General features: G+C 62.9%; 20 protein-coding genes. 8 read left to right on the top strand and 12 right to left on the bottom strand.

Annotated elements, in window-relative coordinates:
- Positions 1–16: 16 nt before the first annotated feature.
- The 4 genes from NKH23_RS05075 to NKH23_RS05060 all read right to left on the bottom strand — a co-directional run bounded on the left by NKH23_RS05075 (position 17) and on the right by NKH23_RS05060 (position 4,322).
- A complete protein-coding gene (locus tag NKH23_RS05075; RefSeq protein ID WP_352713924.1) occupies positions 17–1,147 on the bottom strand; it encodes an ABC transporter ATP-binding protein in 1,131 nt (376 codons plus the stop codon).
- A 5-nt stretch (positions 1,148–1,152) separates the two neighbouring features.
- Positions 1,153–2,088 (bottom strand): carbohydrate ABC transporter permease, encoded by a 936-nt coding sequence (locus tag NKH23_RS05070; RefSeq protein ID WP_352713926.1) that lies wholly within the window; start codon positions 2,086–2,088, stop codon positions 1,153–1,155.
- Entirely contained in the window at positions 2,081–2,974 is an 894-nt protein-coding gene (locus NKH23_RS05065; protein ID WP_352910556.1) for a carbohydrate ABC transporter permease, read from the bottom strand. Before NKH23_RS05065 ends, NKH23_RS05070 begins: the two co-directional genes overlap by 8 nt.
- A gap of 109 nt (positions 2,975–3,083) precedes the next feature.
- Positions 3,084–4,322 (bottom strand): ABC transporter substrate-binding protein, encoded by a 1,239-nt coding sequence (locus tag NKH23_RS05060; protein WP_352456792.1) that lies wholly within the window; start codon positions 4,320–4,322, stop codon positions 3,084–3,086.
- A 394-nt stretch (positions 4,323–4,716) separates the two neighbouring features.
- On the opposite strand from NKH23_RS05060, the gene NKH23_RS05055 reads away from it, so the two are divergent.
- Both NKH23_RS05055 and NKH23_RS05050 read left to right on the top strand, forming a co-directional pair.
- Entirely contained in the window at positions 4,717–5,766 is a 1,050-nt protein-coding gene (locus tag NKH23_RS05055) for a LacI family transcriptional regulator (RefSeq protein ID WP_023721952.1), read from the top strand.
- A 328-nt stretch (positions 5,767–6,094) separates the two neighbouring features.
- Entirely contained in the window at positions 6,095–6,523 is a 429-nt protein-coding gene (locus NKH23_RS05050) for a YybH family protein (RefSeq protein ID WP_352713935.1), read from the top strand.
- Between the two features lie 205 nt (positions 6,524–6,728).
- On the opposite strand, the gene NKH23_RS05045 is transcribed toward NKH23_RS05050, so the two are convergent.
- The gene (locus NKH23_RS05045; protein WP_352713936.1) at positions 6,729–7,037 is read right to left on the bottom strand and encodes a hypothetical protein; all 309 of its coding nucleotides are present in this window, start codon (positions 7,035–7,037) and stop codon (positions 6,729–6,731) included.
- Between the two features lie 88 nt (positions 7,038–7,125).
- Here NKH23_RS05045 and NKH23_RS05040 point away from each other — a divergent pair, with 88 nt between their 5' ends.
- A complete protein-coding gene (locus NKH23_RS05040) occupies positions 7,126–8,799 on the top strand; it encodes a winged helix-turn-helix domain-containing tetratricopeptide repeat protein (RefSeq protein WP_352910552.1) in 1,674 nt (557 codons plus the stop codon).
- Positions 8,800–9,161: 362 nt separating this feature from the next.
- Here the strand turns inward: NKH23_RS05040 and NKH23_RS05035 are convergent, their stop codons facing one another.
- From NKH23_RS05035 to NKH23_RS05005, 7 genes are all read right to left on the bottom strand, one after another.
- Entirely contained in the window at positions 9,162–9,392 is a 231-nt protein-coding gene (locus NKH23_RS05035; protein ID WP_095488311.1) for a hypothetical protein, read from the bottom strand.
- Positions 9,393–9,579: 187 nt separating this feature from the next.
- On the bottom strand, positions 9,580–11,004 hold the full coding sequence (gnd, locus tag NKH23_RS05030) for an NADP-dependent phosphogluconate dehydrogenase (protein ID WP_352910549.1): 1,425 nt from the start codon (positions 11,002–11,004) through the stop codon (positions 9,580–9,582).
- A gap of 120 nt (positions 11,005–11,124) precedes the next feature.
- Positions 11,125–12,762 (bottom strand): copper resistance CopC/CopD family protein, encoded by a 1,638-nt coding sequence (locus NKH23_RS05025; protein WP_352713949.1) that lies wholly within the window; start codon positions 12,760–12,762, stop codon positions 11,125–11,127.
- A gap of 52 nt (positions 12,763–12,814) precedes the next feature.
- On the bottom strand, positions 12,815–13,333 hold the full coding sequence (locus tag NKH23_RS05020; protein ID WP_352456800.1) for a YcnI family copper-binding membrane protein: 519 nt from the start codon (positions 13,331–13,333) through the stop codon (positions 12,815–12,817).
- 25 nt (positions 13,334–13,358) lie between these two features.
- Positions 13,359–13,895 (bottom strand): copper chaperone PCu(A)C, encoded by a 537-nt coding sequence (locus tag NKH23_RS05015; RefSeq protein ID WP_352713952.1) that lies wholly within the window; start codon positions 13,893–13,895, stop codon positions 13,359–13,361.
- A gap of 102 nt (positions 13,896–13,997) precedes the next feature.
- On the bottom strand, positions 13,998–14,354 hold the full coding sequence (locus tag NKH23_RS05010; RefSeq protein ID WP_352713956.1) for a DUF2946 family protein: 357 nt from the start codon (positions 14,352–14,354) through the stop codon (positions 13,998–14,000).
- A gap of 119 nt (positions 14,355–14,473) precedes the next feature.
- Entirely contained in the window at positions 14,474–15,376 is a 903-nt protein-coding gene (locus tag NKH23_RS05005; protein WP_352713961.1) for a GntR family transcriptional regulator, read from the bottom strand.
- A gap of 256 nt (positions 15,377–15,632) precedes the next feature.
- On the opposite strand from NKH23_RS05005, the gene NKH23_RS05000 reads away from it, so the two are divergent.
- The 5 genes from NKH23_RS05000 (at position 15,633) to NKH23_RS04980 (ending at position 22,154) form a co-directional block, all read left to right on the top strand.
- Positions 15,633–17,138, top strand: coding sequence for a UxaA family hydrolase (locus NKH23_RS05000; RefSeq protein WP_352713964.1), 1,506 nt, complete (start codon positions 15,633–15,635; stop codon positions 17,136–17,138).
- Positions 17,139–17,454: 316 nt separating this feature from the next.
- Positions 17,455–18,450 (top strand): ABC transporter substrate-binding protein, encoded by a 996-nt coding sequence (locus tag NKH23_RS04995; RefSeq protein ID WP_352713967.1) that lies wholly within the window; start codon positions 17,455–17,457, stop codon positions 18,448–18,450.
- A 104-nt stretch (positions 18,451–18,554) separates the two neighbouring features.
- Positions 18,555–20,108 carry a sugar ABC transporter ATP-binding protein gene (locus NKH23_RS04990; RefSeq protein ID WP_292664617.1) on the top strand — a complete coding sequence of 518 codons (1,554 nt, stop codon included), beginning with the start codon at positions 18,555–18,557 and terminating at the stop codon, positions 20,106–20,108.
- A complete protein-coding gene (locus tag NKH23_RS04985) occupies positions 20,105–21,070 on the top strand; it encodes an ABC transporter permease (RefSeq protein WP_292664616.1) in 966 nt (321 codons plus the stop codon). The genes NKH23_RS04990 and NKH23_RS04985 overlap by 4 nt, the downstream gene beginning before the upstream one ends.
- Positions 21,071–21,137: 67 nt before the next feature.
- On the top strand, positions 21,138–22,154 hold the full coding sequence (locus tag NKH23_RS04980; RefSeq protein WP_352978187.1) for a zinc-binding alcohol dehydrogenase family protein: 1,017 nt from the start codon (positions 21,138–21,140) through the stop codon (positions 22,152–22,154).
- Positions 22,155–22,166 lie beyond the last annotated feature (12 nt).

Raw genomic sequence — 22,166 nt, 5'->3', positions numbered from 1 at the left:
GGGGCTAAATCATGCTCTAGAGGCGGCTGCCGGTGGCGGCGTCGAACAGCGAAGCGCGCATCGGATCAAAACCGATGCCAACGGCCTCCGCGTTGTTTGGCGTGCGCTCGGCTGTCACCCGTACCGTGAAATTCTGGCCACCGAGCTTCAGCCAGACCAGCGTGTCGGAACCCATGGGCTCGACGACTTCGACATTTGCCGTGGCTGCGAACGGCCATCCCGTGCCGCTGTTGAACGCCACATGCTCGGGGCGGATGCCGAACACGGCCGGCCCCGGCACCGGGTCCTTCTCGAAAGCATAGGTGGCAAGCGGGATCCGCACATCCTCGGCGACAAAATGCCAGTCGCCTGACGCCTGCTCCAGTCTGCCGTCGAGAAAGTTCATTGCCGGCGAGCCGAGGAAGCCGGCGACAAACCGGTTGACCGGCCGGTTATAGATGGTCTGCGGTGCATCGAGCTGCTGGATGACGCCGCCCTTCATCACCGCGATGCGGTCGGCCAGCGTCATCGCCTCGATCTGGTCGTGAGTGACGTAGATCATGGTGTTCTCAAGCTTGCGATGCAGCAGCTTGATCTCGACGCGCAATTCTGCGCGCAGCTTGGCGTCGAGGTTGGAGAGCGGCTCGTCGAACAGAAAGACATCGACGTCACGGACAAGTGCGCGCCCGATCGCCACGCGCTGGCGCTGGCCGCCGGACAGGGCCGCCGGCTTGCGATGCAAAAGCGGTTCGATCTGCAGGATCTCGGCGGCCCGGGCGATGCGCTTGGCGATCTCGTCCTTGGCGAGGCCGGCAACGCGCAGCCCGAACGACAGGTTCTTCTCCACCGTCATCTGCGGATAGAGCGCGTAGGACTGGAACACCATGCCGATGCCGCGATCCTTGGGCTCTTCCCAGGTGACGTTCTTGCCCTTGATGAAGATGCGGCCTTCGGAAACGTCGAGCAGCCCGGCAATGCAGTTGAGCAAGGTCGACTTGCCGCAGCCGGACGGGCCGAGCAGCACGATGAACTCGCCTTCGGCGACATCGAGATTGAGCGTCTGCAGCACCGATATCGCGCCGAAATTCAGCGACAGGTTCTGGATCGAGACACTGGTGCCGTTTGCCCCCTTGCTGCCGTTTACCTCAATGCTGCCGTTTGCGTTCATCGCCATCATCCTTTCACGGCGCCGGCGGCGATGCCGCGCACAAACAATTTTCCGGACAGGAAATAGACGATCAGCGGCACGAGGCCGGTCAGGATGGTGGCTGCCATGTTGACGTTGTATTCCTTCACGCCTTGCACCGAGTTGACGATGTTGTTGAGCTGCACCGTCATCGGATAGGTGTCGGGGCGGGTGTAGACGACGCCGAACAGGAAGTCGTTCCAGATGCCGGTCACCTGCAGGATGATGGCGACGACGAAGATCGGCAGCGACATCGGCAGCATGATGCGGAAATAAATGCCCCAGAAGCCGGCGCCATCGACACGCGCTGCCCGGAACAGCTCCTCCGGCATGGAAGTAAAGTAGTTGCGGAACAAGAGTGTGAGGATCGGCATGCCGAAGATTGAATGGACGATCACCAGGCCGCTGAGGCTGCCGTAAAGGCCGACCTCGCGCAGGATGATGACGATCGGATAGATCATCACCTGATAAGGGATGAAGGCGCCGACGATCAGGATGATGAAGAAAGTGTCGGCGCCTTTGAAGCGCCAGTTGGCAAGCGCATAGCCGTTCACCGAGGCGAGCGCGATCGACAGGATCACCGACGGGATGGTGATGCGCACCGAATTCCAGAAACCACGCGACAGCCCGTCGCAGTTGAGCCCGGTGCAGGCGCTCGACCAGGCCTTGACCCACGGCTCGAAGGTGATCTCCATCGGCGGCGAGAAGATGTTGCCGAGACGTATCTCGGGCATGCCTTTGAGCGATGTCACCACCATCACGTAGAGCGGCAAAAGATAGTAAAGCGCCACCACGATCAGCGTGCCGTAGAGGAAGATGTTGCGGCGCGAGAATGTGTGGCGCGGCTTCGGCCCGCTCGGCCCGTAGGCTTCGAGCCCGCCGGGGCCGGCAATGGCAGGCAATGAAACGGTATGGTCAGACACGCTTCTTGCCTCCGAACTCGAGATAGGCCCACGGCACGATGACGATGATCACCGACAGCAGCATCATCGTCGAGGCGGCGAACCCCTGACCGAGGTTCTGGGCGAAGAACATATAATCATAGACATATTTGGCCGGGACTTCGGAGGCGATGCCGGGCCCGCCGCTGGTCTGGGCGACGACAAGGTCGTAGACGCGAACGATGTTGGAGGCGACGATGACCAGCGTGGTGATGAAGACCGGCCGCATCATCGGTATGATGATGAACAGATAGGTCTTCCAGGTCGGTATCCCGTCGACCCGCGCAGCCTTCCAGATATCCTCGTCGATGCCGCGCAGGCCGGCAAGCATCAGGCACATGATGAGCCCGGTGCCCTGCCAGAGAGCGGCGATCAATATACCGTAGATGACGATGCTGGAATCATAGAGCGGATTGAAGCTGAAGCTCGTCCAGCCGAGGCTGCGCACCACTCCCTGGACACCGAATTCCGGGTTGAGCAGCCACTGCCAGACGAGACCGGTGACGATGAAGGACAGGGCGAAGGGATAGAGGAAAATGGTCCGGAACGTGTCCTCGAACCGTATCTTCTGGTCGAGCAGGGCAGCAAGCAGGAAGCCGATGACCAGCGAGAACACCAGCGACAGCACGCCGTAGATCAGCAGGTTCTCGATCGAGATCAGCCAGCGCGGGGTTGCCCACAGCCGGTAGTACTGGTCGAGCCCGACGAAGTGCAGCCGCGGCAGCAGCTTGGAATTTGTGAAGGAATACAGCACCGTCCAGACAGTGCCGCCGACAAAAATCACCAGCGCGGTGAAGATCATTGGGATCGAGGCAATTTTCGCATTGAGGTTGCGAAAGAGTTGGCTAGGGCGTTCGCTCTTGCTCATCTGCACAGCCGCGCTGGATCGGGTAAGGGCCGGAGGGTCAAGAGGTCTTGACCCGAGCTCCCGACCCTGCGTTTGCGGGGGCGGGAGTGAGACACGGTTGGTCGATCGCTCAATCGGCCGAACCCACGATAGCGGCGAAGCGCTTCTGCGCATCTTCCACGGTCATGTCCTGCTTGGCGAAGAACTCGGAGAACAGATCCTCCTTCTGCTTCTGCGTATCCTGCGAAAGCAGCTGGTCGGTCCAGGGCATGACATTGCCCTTGGCGAGAATTTCGAGGCCCTTCTTCATGCAGTCGTTCGCCGCCTTGAGGTCGACGTCGCCGCGCACCGGCAGCGAACCTTTCTTGAGATTGAAGGCGACCTGCGTCTTGGGATCGAGCAGCGTGTGGGCCAGCACTTCCTGTGCCTTCGATTTTTCGGGATCCTTCAGCAGCGGGAAGTAGAAAGCGTCGCCGCCGGTGGCGATGACCTCGTTGAGACCGAGGCCCGGAAGGCAAGTATAGTCCTTGCCGGCGGTCTGGCCGGCAACCTGGAACTCGCCCTGCGCCCAGTCACCCATGATCTGGCCGCCCGCCTTGCCGGTGATGACCAGATTGGTGGCCTGGTTCCAGTCCTGCACATTGGTGTTCTTCGCCATCTTGCGAGCGTCGTCCGCGGCCTTGAAGACCTTGGCGACCTCGGGCCCGGCGGCGAATTCCGCGTCCTTGTCCTTGTAGACCTTGAGGAAGGCGTCGGTGCCGCCGACCGCCGCAAGCAGCACGTCGAAAGCGCCCGAGGCTTGCCAGGGCTGGCCGCCGACCGCGAGCGGCTGGATGCCTGCTTTTTCAAGAGCGGGCGCCGCAGCGACATATTCGTTCCAGTTCTTCGGCACCGGCACGCCGGCTTTTTCGAAGGCGGCGTTCGACAGCCACAGCCACTGCCAGGAGTGGATATTGACCGGCACGCAATAGATCTTGCCATCGAGGGTACAGCCGTCGAGCAGGCTCTTCGGCTGCACGATTTCCGTCCACTTTTCCTTGGTGGCGAGATCGGTGAGGTCGCGCATCAGCCCGGCCTGCACCAATTCTTCCGCCTGCCGGCCGTGATTGAACTGGGTCGCGCCCATCGGATCGCCGCCGGTGATGCGGCTGATCATGATCGGCCGCGCCGTGCCGCCGGAACCGGCGATAGCGCCGTCCACCCAATGATTGCCGGTTGCGTCGAAAGCCTTGGCGAGTTCGGCGACCGCTGCCGCCTCGCCGCCGGAGGTCCACCAATGGGTGACTTCCAGATCCGTCGCGGCCGCCGGGCCGGCGAATTGCAGCGCGACCGTCGCAGCCAGCGCAGCAGTCATGAGTTGGTATCGCATTTCGTTCCTCCCAGAATCTGAAACGTTACAGATTTTCGATACGGCAATTGCTTGAGGCGCGCAACCCCTCAGGCGAAGGTGGCATCAAGTTTTTTCGAAGCACGAATAAAATCGCGCGGCTCGCCGGCCTACCGCATCGCAACAAGAGGGGTTGCACTGCAAAATGGAATGCTGCGATGCCAAAAAATCGGAAAAAGCCCGTTCCAATCACGGTTTTGCACCGATTGCAGCACCGCTCGTTCTGCATCTGTCGCCAGTGATATGGCGATGGTCGTGACAATCTGTAACGTTTCAGTATATAGCGGTTTCATTCGGTGAAGGCCCGCGGCGAACCCGCGGCCGGCCGATTGCCGGCCTGTCCGGCAACTGGTATGCGCCTGACGGGGCGGGATGAATGAACAGGCATCAAAAAGAGAAGGCCGACGAAGCGTCGGGCCAGGGCCGGCCGACACTGAAGACGCTCGCCTTCATGACCGGGCTGGGCGTCACCACTGTGTCGCGTGCGCTGAAGGACGCGCCCGAGATCGGCGCCGAGACCAGGCGGCGTGTCCAGCTTGTCGCCAAGCAGATCGGTTATCGGCCCAACCGTGCCGGCGTACGCCTGCGCACCGGCAAGACCAATGTCATCAGCCTGGTGCTCAACACCGAGCACGAGATCATGAGCTTTGTCTCGGATATCATCTACGGCGTTTCCGAAGTCATTGCCGACACGCCCTATCATTTGATCGTGACGCCCTATTCGCGCTCGCAGGATCCGCTCGACCCGATCCGCTACCTCGTGGAAACCGGGTCAGCCGACGGCGTCATCATTTCGCGCACACAGCCAAACGATCCGAGGGCCCGTTATATGCTGGAGCGCGGCATCCCCTTTGCCACGCACGGTCGCACCGATATGGGGCTGATCCATCCTTATCATGATTTCGACAATTACGCTTTCGCAGCCGAGGCAGTGCGCCATCTGGCCGGCCTCGGCCGCCGCCGGCTGGCTCTGCTGGCGCCGCCTGTCGAGCTGACCTATCACGGCCACACGCTCGCCGGCTTTGCCGATGCGCTGAGCGAGGTCGGCGCCAGCGAGATCCCGTTCAACACCGTTTCGATCGATCATTCGATCGAGCAGATCAGAATGCGGACCGCGCAGCTGATGCGCCGCGATGTCAGGCCGGACGGTTTCATCAGCAGCGCCGCCGCCGCGACGCTCGCCATCGTCGCCGGCATCGAAGACGCCGGCCTCAAGCTTGGCCGCGATGTCGATGTGGTATCCAAACAATCGTCGGAGCTTCTGCACCTGTTTCGCAGCGAATTGCTGGTCGTCAACGAGAACTTCCGGCTGGCCGGCGCCGAGCTCGCCCGCTCGGTGCTGGGCTGGATCGGCGGCGCCGCACCCGGCACCCTGCAAAGCCTGAGCGAGCCGGGCGAAGTGCAGGCCTATCGCCGCCCCGACTAAAGCGGGGTATGTTCAAATTGAACTGGCATCCGGCTCCATCTAACTGTCTTAGCCACATTTCTGCGACGCCAAATGGTTCCACTTGGCTGCAAAATGCGCGCTGCTGACTGGCAGCTTGGGGCCGAAAGCTGTCCGTCCGATATGGGGACGAGATCACCATAAAGCGGCCGTAGGAGCACGCGGCAGTCACGTTTCGGGATTAAGGGGCTCATCACTCTTGATACCACGATGCAACAGCAGCTAGGACCGGCCATATTTGTTACGAATGGTGTCGATGTCGGATTGATCGCCCCGGTCTCGTCGTTCCAGAAAATGAAGGAGCAACGATATGTCTGAAAAGGAAATCTTGTCTGTCATCCGGGGCCAGGAAGACGCAACTGCCAAGGGGGACGCCCGCGCCAACGTCGATGCCATGGACCCGGATGTCGTGGTTTTCGATCTGCCGCCGCCGCTTGCCTTTCGAGGCGAACAGGCGCGCGACATCGAAGGGATAGATGCTTGGTTTGCAACTTGGCGCAACGGCGTCACCGTTCACATGGCTGACCCGCAGCTCATGATCGACGGCGATCTTGCAGTGGCCTTCGGGCTGTCGCGCATGACTGGCATTAAGACCGATGGCACAAAGGTCGACTCCTGGAGCCGGCGAACCATCGTGCTAAGGCGCATCGGCGGTTCTTGGAAAATCATCCACGAACATGCCAGCTTCCCTATGGCAATGGACGGAAGTGGGCGCGCTGTGACGGATCTCTTGCCGTAGTTCCGGAACGCCTAACGTCCTCAACAGGGATGTCGGCTTTCACGCGGCAAGGGTTCGTAGGTGAACGGTCGATTTGGCGGCCCGTTGCTGACAGTCAGCCTTGGCGCCGAGAGCGGACCTGCAGGTTAAGACTGCAAGTCTTCAATACGGACCGTGGTCGGTCGCATGCGAGATGAAGCTGTCGAGGGGCGATCGAGGATCGCCCTCACTGACCCTCCTGGGCAACTTGGGAGATACTAGCCGTCGGAGTAGGATCAAAGTTAGTCAGCTCACAGAACGTGGAAGAAGCAAAAGAACCCGGTTGCGGCGGAAGAAATTCCCCCTGGTGCTTCCATGCGAAGCAGATTTTGATCGTGTCGAAAGATTTTTGTTCTCGGCGTTCATCGATGCGGCCATCGACAAATACAAGAGAAATTATATGCGCGGTTGCATTTAGAGATTGAGGCTCTGCTTTCGCAGCCGTTGACACTGTCAAGAAAAGAGCCAGAGCGATGATGAGCTTGGTGCGATTCATGTCGTCCTCCGTTTCATCCGGTGCCGCCAGGATCGCTTGGAGGCGACGGCCGAATGGGCTATGCTAGGAGGCGCGCCAAGAGGGTGAAATGTCCCGAACGGCCCCTGAAATTGACCTGAAATCTGCTGAAACGGTCACGTTCCGCGGTTTTGTTTTTCTTGCGAACAGCAACGAACTCCGAACCGTGGAAGGCAAAGCGGTCAATCTTCGCAGCCAGTCCGTCGAAGTGCTCTCCGTGCTCGCGGCGCGACCAGGCGAAATCGTGTCCAAGGATGCGATGATGCAGGCGGTTTGGCCCGATACCTTCGTGACCGAAGACAGCCTCACTCAATGCATTGCCGATATTCGCCGCGCATTGGCGGACGACGCGCACGTGATCGTGGAAACCGTGCCTCGGAGAGGCTACCGACTGAATGCCGATCCGTCGGACGCGGCGGACCCAAACGCCGCAGCCGGCATGGAACGTGCCAAGACACGATTCTCGCAGCGCGGCTTCATTCTTGCTGCACTCGCTCTCGTTGCGGCGGCGATCGGCGCATACTACGGCGCGGAAGTATGGCGAGCCGCTCCCGTTCGTTCGAGCGACATGCCCAGGATTGCGGTCCTTCCCTTCGACGACATGAGTGCCGGTGCGGATAAGGGATATCTCAGCGATGCCGTTGCCGAGGGGATCATCACCGAGCTGGCGCGGAGCAAGACTTATGCCGTCATCGCGCGGAACTCGAGCTTCAGGTACCGCGATAAGCCCATCGACACCAGGCAGATCGGAGATGAACTCGGCGTCGACTACCTGCTCGAAGGCAGCCAGCAGAAGGCCGGAGACCGGCTGAAAGTGACCGCCCAGTTGCTGAATGCGCATGACGGATCGCATGTCTGGGCCAACACCTACAACCGGGAGATCGGCGATCTTTTCGTCGTCCAGGAGGAGATCATCCGCACGCTTGCGGCTCGGGTCGGGCAAAGGATCGAGCGACCCTTGCCACAGAGCGACGCCGCCCGGGTTAGCGCGCTCAGTTATCTCATGATGGGGTCTGCCGCGAACAAAAAGGATTTTTCTGCCGCGGGGAACGAACTGCTGCGGCAGCTCAGCCTCAAGGCGATTGAAGCGGATCCGAACTCCCAATTCGGCTATATCGGGCTGGCCTGGTCCTATCGCTTTGACTCGGTATTCTGGCACAAGCAGGAAAACAACCCCGACGAGGCGTTGAAGCGGGCCGCAGAGTACGCCGACAAGGCCATCCTGCTCGCTCCGGACGATGCCAACGCGCATCAAATCCGCGCCCAAATCCATAGTGAAGCCGGCGAGATCGAGCAGGCCATTGCGCAGTTCGATCAGGCGATCGCCCTGAACCCCAGCGCCTCGAATATCCTCGAGGGCAGTGCGGCCCCGCTGCTCTTTGCCGGCCGCACCGACGAAGCGATCGATCGGATCGAGCAGGCCAAAGGCATCGATCCCTTCTACCCCGACTGGTACAACTGGGACATGGGCTGGGCGCTCTATGAAAAGAACGATTGCGGGGCTGCGCTAACGGCGATGCGGAAAATGTCCCCAATCCCGATCGGCGCACACCGAATGCTTGCGGGGATCTACGCTTGTCTGGGAAACCAGCGGGAGGCAAAGGAAGCGCTTGCGGTTTTCCTCAAAGACTCGCCCGGCGACTCCATCAGCAAACAACGCAAGCAGTGGGAGAAGAACTGGACCGCCCCCGGACCCCTCGAGCGCTGGATCGGACACATGCGGTTCGCGGGCTTGCCGGAGTGACGGCTGACCGTATGCGGCCCGGCAGAAGCCAATTGGCCGCAAAAAACCGTTGAAGCCTTTGTGTTGTGGGCGCTGGTTGCCCTCAAAGCAGGATCATCCTTCGCAAGAATATTGGAGGTGCGCTCGCACCCCAACTTCTGGAACGGGGCCGACGGCTGCCGTTCATCGGCGATGCCTCGAACTTCCGCAGATGGCGCAACCGCGACCTCCAAAATGGTCGCCAACAATGTCTGCTCTCAGGCAGTGGCAACAGTCACCTCAATGGCCGACATGAGGCGCAGTCCCGATGTCCAGATGGCGAACCGCCGGACCGGCCCGAGAACTCCCAACGGCGCGCTTGAGATCACCCGAGCGCGGCTCTACTAGTCCGAAAACCTCACGCTCACGCCGCGCTGCCGAAAATAGGCCTGCATCAACTTGCGCCCCGAGCGGTTGTTCTGCGCCAACTTGGTCGGATCGAACACCGCCTGTTTTATCCCTTCTCGTGTCAGCGCTGCTTTAAGCGTCGCGATATGTGCGTCGATGTCGGCATTGTCCGCCCGGAGGGAGGCATAGATACTTTCGGTCGCCTGGGCCACGGTCGGTTCGCTCACAGGTGTCGTCCTTTGGTTGGTTGAGCGGCGGCTTACCACAGATTCGCGGCTCCGCCGATGCCGATGAGACCGTCAATCGTCTCTACCGGCATAGCAGGTTCCTGGCGCGACCCGACACCCAGTTGGTCGCTGGAGATATCTGCTTTCTGGCAACCGCAAAATTGGGCTCTGCGTCCAAGTTCAGGCGCTACCCCGCCGCCCCATTCCCCCAGGGCCCATGGAAAGCGCCCTGCCCATCGATGCGCTCGAAGCCGTGCGCGCCGAAGAAATCGCGCTGCGCCTGGATCAGGTTCGAAGTGCCGCGGCCCTGCCGGTAACTGTCGAAATAGGCAAGCGCAGATGACAGGGCCGGCACCGGCGAGCCGGCTTCGGCCGCCCTTGCCACGACACGGCGAAGCGACGGATGTGCCTCCTGCATCAACGAGACGAAAGCCGGCGCCATCAGCAGGTTGGTGGCTGCGCCGCCGGCGCCGAAGGCCTCCGCCATCGTATCGAGCAATTGCGAGCGGATGATGCAGCCGGCCCGCCAGATCTTGGCGATGACCGGCATCGGCAGGTTCCACTTGAATTCCTGCGATGCGCCGCTCATCACCGCGAAGCCTTGCGCGTAGGCGGCGATCTTGCCGGCAAACAGCGCCAGTTCGAGATCGCCGAGCAGGGCGTCCCTATCTCCGGAAATCTTGCTCACGCCGCCGCCATAAACCTTTTCGGCGGCAAGCCGCTCGTCCTTGATCGACGATAGCACGCGTGCCGCCACAGCCGCTTCGATCGCGGTGGCCGGGATGCCGAGCTGCTGCGCCTCGATCACCGACCATTTGCCGGTGCCTTTCTGGCCGGCGCGGTCGAGGATGATGTCGACCACCGGTTTGCCGGTCTTGGGATCGTCGGCAGCCAGCACCTTGGCGGTGATCTCGATCAGGTACGAATTGAGCCGGCCCGTGTTCCACTGCGAAAACACCTCGGCGATTTCTTTCGGCCCCGTGCCTAGCCCGTCGCGCAAGATGCCGTAGATCTCGGCGATCATCTGCATGTCGGCATATTCGATGCCGTTGTGGATGGTCTTCACGAAATGGCCGGCGCCGTCGGTGCCAAGCCACGCCGCGCAAGGCTCGCCCTTGAACTTGGCCGAGATCGCGGTCAGCACCTTTTCGACGCGCTTCCAGGACTCTTCGGTGCCGCCGACCATGATCGAGGGACCGTGGCGGGCGCCCTCCTCGCCGCCGGACACGCCCATGCCGATGAAGGTCAGGCCCGAATCGGTAAGCTCCGAGAAGCGCCGCATCGTGTCGCGGAAATTGGCATTGCCGGCGTCGATGACGATGTCGTTGGCCGACAGCACGCCGCGCAATGCCGCGATCTGCTCGTCGACCGGCTTGCCGGCCAGCACCATGATGATGATCGGCCGCGGCGGCCGGATCGCGGCGGCCAGTTCCTCGAGGCTATAGCAAGGCACCACCCTATCCCTGAGCGCGCCGGCATTTTCGACAAAGGCATCGGTGCGCGCCGCGGTGCGATTGAAGACGGCGATGCGGTGCCCCTTCTCGGCGATATTGAGCGCCAGGTTGGAGCCCATCGTGCCAAGGCCGATCAGGCCGATTTCGGCTTTTTCCATTGTTTCTTCCCTGCTTTCGGATCTTGTTGCTTTGAGCCGCGATTGATGACGATGATTGACGGGCCTTCAATGCCGCGTCAACCGCCTCGCCGAATTGTGTTGCGTGGACCGGCGCTCTCGTCACGGCCTGATGTCGATCGGCGCCTCTATCTTCACCATCTCGAAATCCGAGACCAGGATATCGAGCCGCGCCGTCCACCGGCCGGCGACCGGAATGACGAGATCGTCGACGCGCCAGGTGCCGTCCCCAAGCCTCGTCGCCGGGCGCTTGATGGGTTCGATGCCGGAATCGGGCTTTGATAGCACCAGCGTCACCTGCTTTGCGTCGAGCGGGCCGAAATCGCCGGTCATGATGAAGATCGAAGCGGCAACAGGCCCGGCATGGCCGGGCACAATGCTGAGGTCGGCCATCGCCTGCAGCGTGTGGATATGCACCGATGCCGGCTGTGCCGCGGCGATCGCCAGCGCGCGCGGCGGCGGCGTGAAGCGCCATCCGGCGGCAACGCCGAAGATCGCCAGCACGATCAGCACCTCGATGGCGATCGAGCGGGCCAGCCGCCGCTGGACTTCCGTTTCGCCCGCCTCAGCCGGGGCCGTAAGCTTGAGGCGATTGACGGCGGCGAGCGTGAACAGGAAGACGAGCAGCACCAGCTTGAGCAGCAGCAGCCGGCCGTAAGCGGTATGGACAAGCGCCGACGGCGTTTGCACCTGGATCACGGCGAGCACGATGCCGGCTGCCGCAAGCACGGCCACGACGAACAGGATCGCTCGCGAAAACCGGCGCAGCAACGGCCCGGCTTTGTGCGGCTGCCGTTTCAAGGCAAGACCGAGCGGCGCCAGCGCCCCGGCCCAGATCGCGATACCAGTGGCATGCAGAAACACCATCGGCCGGGTCAGCCATTGCGGCTCGGCGGCACTGGCATGGCCGCTGGCGGCAAGTGCTGCGCCGACGCCAACCAGTCCGGCCAAGGCCAGCGGCTTTGCGTCGGCGTGCGGCACCACCAGCGATAACAGGCCAAGGCCGAGCGCCATCAGCGCGATCAGCACCGTCCAGCCGAAGCTGGTGCCGAGCCCGGTCTGCCAGATGATCGGCTGCGCCAGCCGGGCAAGCGGCGCACCGAGTGCATCCAGCCCCTGGAAACCGAGCGACAGGGGTGCGGCGGCCAGCCCGCACAGGATCGCAGCGACGATCAGGCGCTGGCCGGGTCGCCCGCCTTGCGCCAGCCAGGCCAGCGCAAAGGCACCGCCGACGCCGAAAAACAGGCCGATATACAGAAAGACCTTGCCGATCCAGATCGCGGTTCGAAGCGTCCGGTCGACGGCTTCGGAGGCGGCCGGCGCGGCACTCGGTGCACCGACCGAGAACAGCACCGAGCCGCCGACCGGATGCCCGTCGGCGGAAATCACCCGCCAGCTCAGCACATGCGTGCCGGATTTCAGCGCCTGCGGATTGTCGATCTCGACGGTCTGGCCGCTGAGCCGGAAGGAGGTCAGCGGGATCGACGTGCCGTCGGGCCGCACCAGCGTCAGCACCAGCGGCGAAACCGGTTCGCTGAAGGTCAGCGACATCTGCGACGGGCTCTGCGCCAGCACCGCACCATCAGCCGGCTCGGCCTTGATCAGCGCCGCATGGGCGAAGGCCGGACCAGGCATGGCAATTACGGCGAGCAGCACGATGGCGGCAAGCAGGCCAGCCACAAGCCGGCCAGAATAGTTGCCGGCCATGCAAGCTTGCCGCAGGAAGGATGCCGCGCTCATCTCACCGCCAAGAGCAGCGGCGCGCTCATCCGCCAAAGCGCGCCGCCGGAGCTCACTTCTTCGGCAGCAGCTTGAGGCCGGGCGCCGGAAATTCCAGCGCGTCCTCAGCCTGCCCGGCCGCCGGGATCTCGATCCAGCGATCGGCAACGCCGTCACATTCCTGCACCACCGGGAAATGCAGCGTCTGGCCTGCCGGCAGGTCGGACGCCAGCGTCGCGCGAAAGACGAATTCGTCGTAGAACTCGTCCGGCAGGCTGCCGGCGCTCCAGTCGATCTCCTTAACGCCGCTGGTCACTGCCTGGCCGTAGAGCTGGTAGGACTTCTCGTATTTGCCGTTCTTGACCTGCAGCGTCCAGCCTGGCTTCGGCATCGGTTTGACCGAAAGCACCCCTTCCGGGATCTGCACGCGCAAGGCGGTCGTTGCCTTGCCCTCGCAGCCATGCGGCACCCGAAGAACCGCCTTGTAGGTCGAGCCCACCGCCGCCTCCGGCGTTTCGAGCGTGATGTGGGCAAAGGCCGCGCTGGTCCCGAGGACAAGAAGCACGCAGCCGGGCAAAAGCGATTTCTTCATGATGCTACCTCTCGAAGCGGCCAAGTCAGTCGTCGTCCTGGGGCGCCGCGCTGCCGATGCCTTGCACGGCGAATTCAATCTGCACGGGCCCGGCTTTTTCGAAGGTCAGCGTGGCGGAGAACATTTCGCCCTCCTTGGGCTGCCGCTTCAAATCCCTGAACATCAAATGATAGCCGTTGGGCGCCAATGCGACCTTGCCGCCGGCCGGGATTTCGAGGCCGCCGGTGACCGGCCGCATGGTCATGACGCCATTGCTGACGCCCATCTCGTGCAGTTCGGCCTTGGCCGAGATGTCGGAGGTGATCGACAGCAGGCGATCCGGCGCACTGCCGGTGTTGGTGATGGTGAAGTAGCCGCCGGCTACCTTGGCACCGGCTGGTGTGGCGCGCGACCAGGGGTGCCCGATCTCGAGATCGCCAAGCTTGAACTCATGTGCCAACACCGTCTGGGCGCTGGCGAACAGGAGGGCAATAACGCAAAGGGCGACGCCGAGACGCTGCTCGAAACCACCCAGTGCGAAGCGCCTGCGGCTGGATGCGGCAGCGCGAAAAGAGTGAGACATGATTGCTCCGTGGACTTTAATGGGGGATCGCGCCGATGGCCGGTCGCGAACGATGTCGATAAACGCGCCGGCAAAGCGTTGCGCGGCGCCAACCAGAACGGATCAGGCCGTCGCCGGTGGTGCGCGCGGATTGGACGGAGTGCGGGCGCGGGCGAAATCGCGATGCCGGAAGGCCGGCAGGACAAAGGCGATGGTTTCGACGGAAAGGCTGCGAGCCAGGCTCCCGGCGGCACCGGGCGGCGCGTAGATCGCCGAGACGAGGTTGCAACCAAGCATGCAGCAAGCCGGCATGTGCTGCTGATGCGGATCGCCGGCGGGGAGTTGCGCCGCGCCGTCATGGGTGCAGATCGTGTTGCCGAAAGCATCGAATTGCGAGGCGTTCGGCTCGACGCCGGAAGCAAACGCGCCGAACATCGACTGGAGCACGAAAAGCCACGCCGCGGCGAATGCGACCGGCATGCTCCATCGTCTCCGGCGTATGGTCAAGAACCAGCCTCTTCACGCAGCAACGTCAGCTCTCTAGCACGGAGCCGGCGGCCGGAAAATCGCCAAAACGTTGCTGCGGCAACGCAACACAATCACGCGCGCAGCGGCTGCCTGCCCTCCGGGATCGACGTTAGCAGCGTGTGGCGGGCCGATTTCAGGTGCTTGCGGCAGGCGGCGTCGACCTTGGCGAGATCGCGCGACTTGAGCGCAGCGATATAGGCGAGATGCTCCTGGACCGCGACTTCGTTGCGCTCACGCTCCTGCGCCTTGTTCCACTGGTAGTGGTAGTGGAAGATCATGGCGATGACATCGTAGAAATCGACGATGAAGCGGTTGTGCGACGCCCGGTGGATCAGCCGGTGAAAGCGCTCGTCAAGCTCGGAGAATTCGTTGAAACGCACGGCAATCTCCCGTGCCAGCCGGTGATGCTCGTCTTCCAGGCGGTCGAGGTCGGCCCACACCGGGCTATCCTCGGGCAGAGCGGCAAAGGCTGCGGCCGAGCGCAGTTCGAACATCTCGCGGATTTCGGTCAGCTCCAGCGCGAAGGCGCGGGTAAAGCCTTTCAGCACCCAGTGGCTGTTGCGGCGCTTCTCGATCAGCCCAAAGCGCGAGAAGCGGATCAGGAATTCGCGCACGCTGGTGGTGCCGACGCCGATCTCGCGCGCCAGTTCGAGCTCGTTGATCTGCATGCCGGCTTCGGCACCGCTGGCAAGCAGCCGCCGCATGAAGGAGCGCTCGATGATCTCGGCCAGCGTGTCGGTTTCTTCCTCAGGGAAGAAATCGTCCGGCCGCGGTTCGCGCAGAACCGTCTTGCTGCGCTTGTTCCAGTCGATCAGCCCGGTTTCTTCCATGCGCGCAAGGATGGTGCGGACCGTCGTGCGGCTGACGCCGAGCAGCGTGCCCAGCTCCGGCTCCGAAGGCAGGCTCCTGGTTTCGTCGAGCAGCCTCAGACCGCGATTATAGGCATCCTTGTAAACGTTGTTGCTCTTCGACATCCCCTGCCCCGTGGCGCGCCGCCGTTTGCGTCCGACGTGAAGCGTTTCTCGTGCATGAAACCGGTACCGCTTCGGAAAACATCATGCGCAACGCTAGTTTTGGCTGTAGAGCCTACTTCACGCATCCAAAAGACGCGTCGCGCTCTGGCGAAAAAACAATTGACGCAAAAATGTTTTTTCACGATAAAAGACATTATATGTTAAGAGCCGCGTGTCAATCCGCTCGCGCACCCAGGAACACACCCAGGAAGCTCCCGTGAACGCCGCAAACAGCATTCTTCTGTCTCCCGCCGACAATGTCGCGGTCGCCAATGGCCGCATCGAGATCGGCACCGTGCTGCCGGGCGGCGCCGTCGCCGCCGCAGTGATCGAGCCGGGCCACAAAGTGGCGATCAAGCCGATTGCGGCCGGCGAGGCCGTGGTCAAATACGCCCAGGCGATCGGCCGCGCCACGCAGGACATCGCGCCCGGCGAGCATGTCCATTCGCACAATCTGGTTTTCGAAAGCGGCCGTTTGCCCGTGGTGCCGCCGAGCGAAGCGGTGCATGCGACCGAGGCCGACCGCGCCCGCACCTTCATGGGCTACCGCCGCGCCGACGGCCGCGCCGGCACGCGCAACTTCGTCGGCATTCTCGCCAGCGTCAATTGCTCGGCCACCGTCTGCCACGCCATCGCTGACGCGGCGAACCGCACGCTTCTGCCGCAATATCCCGGCATCGACGGCTTCGTCCCGATCGTCCACGGCCAGGGCTGCGGCATGAGCGCCACCGGCGACGGCATGATGGTGCTGCACCGCACGCTGGCCGGCTACGCCCGTCATCCGAATTTTGGCGGTGTGCTGATGGTCGGGCTCGGCTGCGAGGTCAACCAGCTCACCCTCTATGGCCAGAAGGGCGTTGCCGCGGGAAAACGCCATTTCAACATCCAGGAAGCCGGCGGCTCGCGCAAATCGGTCGAGAAGGCGTTGGTCGTGCTGGCCGAGATTGCCGAAGAGGTCGGCAAGCTTCAGCGTGAGCCGATCCCGGTCAGCGAGATCGTCGTCGGCCTGCAATGCGGCGGCTCCGACGGTATGTCCGGCATCACCGCCAATCCGGCGCTGGGTGCCGCGGTCGACATCCTGGCCGGCGTCGGCGGCATCGGCATCCTTTCCGAGACGACGGAGATCTACGGCGCCGAGCACCTGCTTGCCTATCGCGCCGCAACACCCGAGATCGCCGCCAAGCTCGACGGCTACGTGAAATGGTGGGAAGACCACGTCGCCAAGCATGGCGCATCCATCGACAACAATCCCTCACCGGGCAACAAGCGCGGCGGCCTGACCACCATCCTGGAGAAGTCGCTCGGCGCGGTCGCCAAGGGCGGCCAGACGCCGCTCAACGGCGTCTTCGGCTATGCCGAAAAGGTCACCGGGCACGGGCTGGTGTTCATGGACACGCCCGGCTACGACCCGGTCTCGGCCACCGGCCAGGTGGCGGGCGGCGCCAATGTCATCGTCTTCACCACCGGCCGCGGCTCCTGCTTCGGCTGCCGGCCGACGCCGTCGATCAAGGTCGCCAGCAACTCGACCATGTACCACACCATGGAAGAGGACATGGACGTGAATTGCGGAGTCATCGCCTCGGGCGAAAAGACCATCGCCGGCATGGGCCGCGAGATCTTCGAGCTGATCGTCGAGACGGCTTCGGGCCGCAAGACCAAGAGCGAGGAGTTCGGCTACGGCGACAACGAGTTCGTGCCGTGGCACCTCGGAGCGACGCTCTAAGCCAGTCGCAGACACCTGACGTGATCGCCAGGTGTCACAGTTCGTACACCCCAAAAAAGAATGAACATTCCATATTGACTGAGTGATGGAATTAATATTCCATGCAGCATATTGGAGGAGATTGGCAGCGGAGTTCCGACAGAGCAAGCTTTCCCGCCGAGCCATTCGAAGCGGCCATCAAACATCGCTTGCGCCGACCGAGATGATGCACTATCAAAATGCGGTAAATGTTTTTTATTGATAAAGTTCCGTTTGGGCCGCGCCATCCGAATGGAGCTTCCGTAACATTCACCGGGCGACTTAGGGAGGACTCCTAATGAAATTCGTGACCAGCATTCTCAATCGCCGCGCCTTCGTGGCACTCACGGCCGCCTCGATGCTTGCCGGCGTGATGCATTCGGCACCGGCATCCGCGGCTGACGCGACCATTCCGATCATCGTCAAGGATACTACGTCCTTCTACTGGCAGATCGTTCTGGCCGGCGCCCGTAAGGCCGGCAAGGATCTCGGCGTCAACGTGCCGGAACTCGGCGCCCAGGCCGAGACCGACGTCAACGGCCAGATTTCGATCCTCGAAAATGCCGTCGCCGGCAACCCGGCCGCCGTCGTCATCGCGCCGACCGAAGCCAAGGCGCTCGGCAAGCCGATCGACGAGGCCGCCACCAAGGTCAAGATCATCGGTATCGACTCCGGCGCCGACTCCAAGGCCTTCACCTCGTTCCTGACCACCGACAACATCCAGGGCGGCCGCGTCGCCGCTGACGGCCTTGCCGCAGCCATCGGCGAAGCCAATGGCGGCAAGATTGAGGGCGACGTCGCCCTGATCACCGCGCTTCCGGGCGCCGGCTCGCTCGAACAGCGCGCCCAGGGCTTCAAGGAACAGCTCGCCGCCAAATATCCGGGCCTCAAGCTGGTCGCCGACAAATACGCCGACGGCCAGGCCACCACCGGCCTCAACATCGCCACCGACCTGATCACCGCCAACCCCAACCTCAAGGGCATTTTCGCCTCCAACCTGATCATGGCGCAGGGCGTCGGTCAGGCGATCGCCGAGAACAGCCTCGCAGGCAAGGTCGGGCTGGTCGGCTTCGACAGCGACGAGAAGCTGATCAAATTCCTCAACGACGGCGTCATTTCGGCTCTCGTCGTCCAGGATCCGTACCGGATGGGCTATGACGGCATCAAGACGGCGCTCGCCGCCTCGAAAGGCGAGAAGGTCGAGGCCAATGTCGACACCGGCGCCAATTTGGTCACCAAGGCCAACATGAAGGATCCGAAGATCGACGCGCTGCTCAATCCGAAGCTCGACTGAGGATCGCCGCAAGTGAACTGTTTCCGGGGCCTTTTCGCCCCGGAAACATCCCACTCGTGCCAATCGCGAGGCCAATCTTTGGGGGCCAATCTGGGAGGATTGTCATGATGTCGACGGCGCAGGAACTCCATCCGGCCCCAACGCTGGAACCGGGCAGGACCATTCTCGAACTGCAAGGGCTGGAAAAGCGCTATCCCGGCACCCACGCGCTGAAGCCTGTCGACCTCGCCTTCAAGGCCGGCGAGATCCACGCCATCGTCGGCGAGAACGGCGCCGGCAAATCCACCCTGATCAAGCTTCTGACCGGCGTCATGCCGCGCACCTCCGGCGACGTCATCTGGGAGGGCAAGCCTGCCGCATTGGCAACGCCGCATGAGGCGATGGCGCTCGGCATCAATGCCGTGCATCAGGAAGTCGTCCTGTGCCGCCATCTCACCGTCGCCGCCAACATGTTCCTCGGCGAGGAGGATGCACGTTTCGGCATCCTGCAGCAGCGGGCGATGGTCAGGCAGGCGCAGAAGATCATCGACGATCTCGGCTTCGACCTGCCGGCGCATGTCATGCTGGGTGACCTGACCATCGGCCAGCAGCAACTGATCGCCGCCGCCCGCGCCACCGTGCGCGGCACCAAATTCCTGATCTTCGACGAACCGACCGCCTACCTCACCCGCAAGGAGGCCGACCAGCTGTTCACGCTGATCCGCCGGCTGAAGGGCGAAGGCGTCACCATCATCTACATCAGCCATCGCATGGAAGAAGTGTTCGAGCTCGCCGACCGCGTCTCGGTGCTGCGCGACGGCACGCTGGTCGGCACCAGGAATATCGCCGAGACCAATGACGCCGAGCTGGTCAAGATGATGATCAACCGCTCGATCGAGCAGGTCTACCACAAGGAGCATTTCACCCCCGGCGCGATGCTTGTAGAAACCAGGAACCTGTCCGGCAAGGGTTTCGAAAATGTCTCGATGTCCGTCCGCGCCGGCGAGATCGTCGGCCTCTACGGCCTGATCGGCGCCGGCCGCAGCGAGTTCGTCACCACGCTCTATGGCCGGCACCGCAAATCGGCCGGCCAGATCCTGTGGGAGGGCAAGGAGGTCAAGGTCAATTCCGAACATGACGCGATCAGGCTCGGCATGGCGCTGGCCCCGGAAAGCCGCCGCGACCAGGGCCTCTGCCTCAACCTGCCGGTCGGGCTCAACCTCAATCTGCCGATTTACAAGCGCATCTCGAATAATCTGCTGATCTCCCGCGCGCAGGAAAAGGCGCAAGCCGATCGCCAGATCGCCGACCTGCGCATCAAGACGCCGACGCGCGGCGCGCTGGCCTCCAGCCTGTCCGGCGGCAACCAGCAGAAGATCGTCATCGGCAAATGGCTCGCCCATGGCGCCAAGCTGTTCATCTTCGACGAGCCGACTGTCGGCGTCGATGTCGGCACCAAGGCCGAGATCTACCGCCTGTTTGGCGCGCTGCTGTCCAAGGGAGCCGGCATCATCCTGATCTCGTCCTACCTGCCGGAGGTCTATGAGCTCGCCGACACGCTGCACGTGTTCCGGCGCGGCAAGCTGGTGGCCACGCATGGGTTTCGTACCGCTGACCACGAGGAGATCCTCACCCAGGCGCTGGCCGAGAAACAAGAAAAACCGGGAGGACGGATATGAGCACCGAGGCGATCGCTGTCGAAAGGCCGAAACGCAATTACAACGCCCTGTTCGGGCTGACACTGCTGGCGCTGCTGGTTCTTTTGTGGGTCATCCTGTCGGTGGCGACGCCGAGCTTCGCCTCCGCCAACAACATCTCCAACCTGTTGCGGCAAGGGTCGATGATCGCCATCCTGGCGGTCGGCCAGACCTTCGTCATCATCACCGGCGGCATCGACCTTTCCGTCGGCGCCGTGGTCGGCTTCGCCACCGTCATCGTCGCGATGCTGATCAACGCCGGCACACCGGTTTTCCTCGCCATCCTGATCACCTTGCTGGTCGGCGTCGCCATCGGCATGTTCCATGGCTTCGGCATCGTCAAGATGGGCCTGCCGCCCTTCATCATCACCCTGGCAACGCTGACCTCGCTGCGCGGCATCGGCCTGTTGATGACCAACGGCAACTCGATCTCGATCAACAACGACGCCTTCCAGACGTTCTCGCGCAGTTCCTTCGTCGGCGTCCCCAATCTGTTCTGGATGGTGATCCTGGTCGGCATCCCGGCCTACATCTTCCTGCACCACAGCCGCTGGGGCCGCTATCTGTTCTCGGTCGGCTCCAACGCCGAGGCGTCGCGTCTGTCGGGCGTCAACGTCCAGCGCACCATCTACATGGCCTACACGCTGTCCGGGCTGTGCGCGGCCTTCGTCGGCGTGCTGCTTGCCTCGCGCATCGGCATCGGCAATCCGACGCAGGCCGAGGGCTGGGAATTGCAGGCGATCGCCTCCTCGGTGATCGGCGGCACCTCGTTGTTCGGCGCTGTCGGCTCCGTGCACGGGCCGCTGCTCGGCGCCTTCATCCTTGCCACCATCAACAACGGCGCCAATCTGCTTAACGTCAACGCCTTCTGGCAGCGCATCATCACCGGCGTGCTGATCATCGTCATAGTCTATTTCGACGGGCTGCGCCGCCGCGGCAAATAGATCGCCTCCCAACAGCCGGCCTCGCGACAGCAGAGCCGGCGGTGCCATGAACCGACTGGATTGAAGCATGAAAGCCGTCGTCTGCCGCTCGCCCGGCGAACTTGTCCTCGAAGATCGCCCGGCGCCTGGCGCGCCGCCCGCCGGCTGGGCGCTGGTCGCCGTCAGCCATGTCGGCATCTGCGGCACCGACTATCACATCTTCGAAGGCAAGCACCCGTTCCTCGCCTATCCCCGCATCATGGGCCACGAGGTTTCCGGCACCGTGATCGAGGTTGGCGAGGACGTCGATCTCGCCGTCGGCGAAGCGGTGATCGTCAATCCCTATCTCGCCTGCGGCAAATGCATCGCCTGCCGGCAAGGCAAGCCCAATTGCTGCGTCAGGATCGAGGTGCTCGGCGTCCACCGCGACGGCGCCATGTGCGAGCAGCTCCTGGTGCCGGCGCAAAATCTTTATCCGGCAAACGGCCTGTCGCTGGCCGATGCCGCCGCCGTCGAATTCCTGGCGATCGGCGCCCATGCCGTGCGGCGCTCGCTGGTTGATCCAGGTGCGCGCACGCTGGTCATCGGCGCCGGCCCGATCGGGCTCGGCACGGCGCTGTTCGCCCGCATCGCCGGGCTCGACGTGACGCTGCTCGACATGAGTGCGGAGAGGCTGGGTTTCGCCGAAAGCGAACTCGGCTTCGCGACCCTCGACGGCTCGCGAGGCACCGCTGCCGACCTGGTGCGGGAAGCAACCGGCGGCGACGGCTTCGATGTGGTCTTCGACGCCACCGGCAGCACCCGGTCGGTGCAGTCGGCCTTCGCCCATGTCGCGCATGGCGGGGCGCTGGTCCTGGTCAGCGTCGTCAAGGACGACATCGCCTTTTCCGATCCCGAATTCCACAAGCGCGAGATGATGCTGATCGGCAGCCGCAACGCCCTGCGTGCCGATTTCGACCATGTCGCCGCCTCGATCCGCAACGGCGCGGTGCCGCTGGCAAAGCTGGTCACCCACCGCACCACGCTTGGCGAGACGCCGCGTGACCTCGCCCGCTGGGCGCATGAGAAGTCCGGCCTGATCAAGGCTGTCATTCAGGTCGGATGATGCCAGGGCTGG

The sequence above is a fragment of the Mesorhizobium sp. M1328 genome (genome assembly GCF_040318075.1).
Lineage (GTDB): Bacteria > Pseudomonadota > Alphaproteobacteria > Rhizobiales > Rhizobiaceae > Mesorhizobium.
Note: the sequence above shows the minus strand (reverse complement) of the source record. Positions and strands in the feature narration are given on the sequence as shown.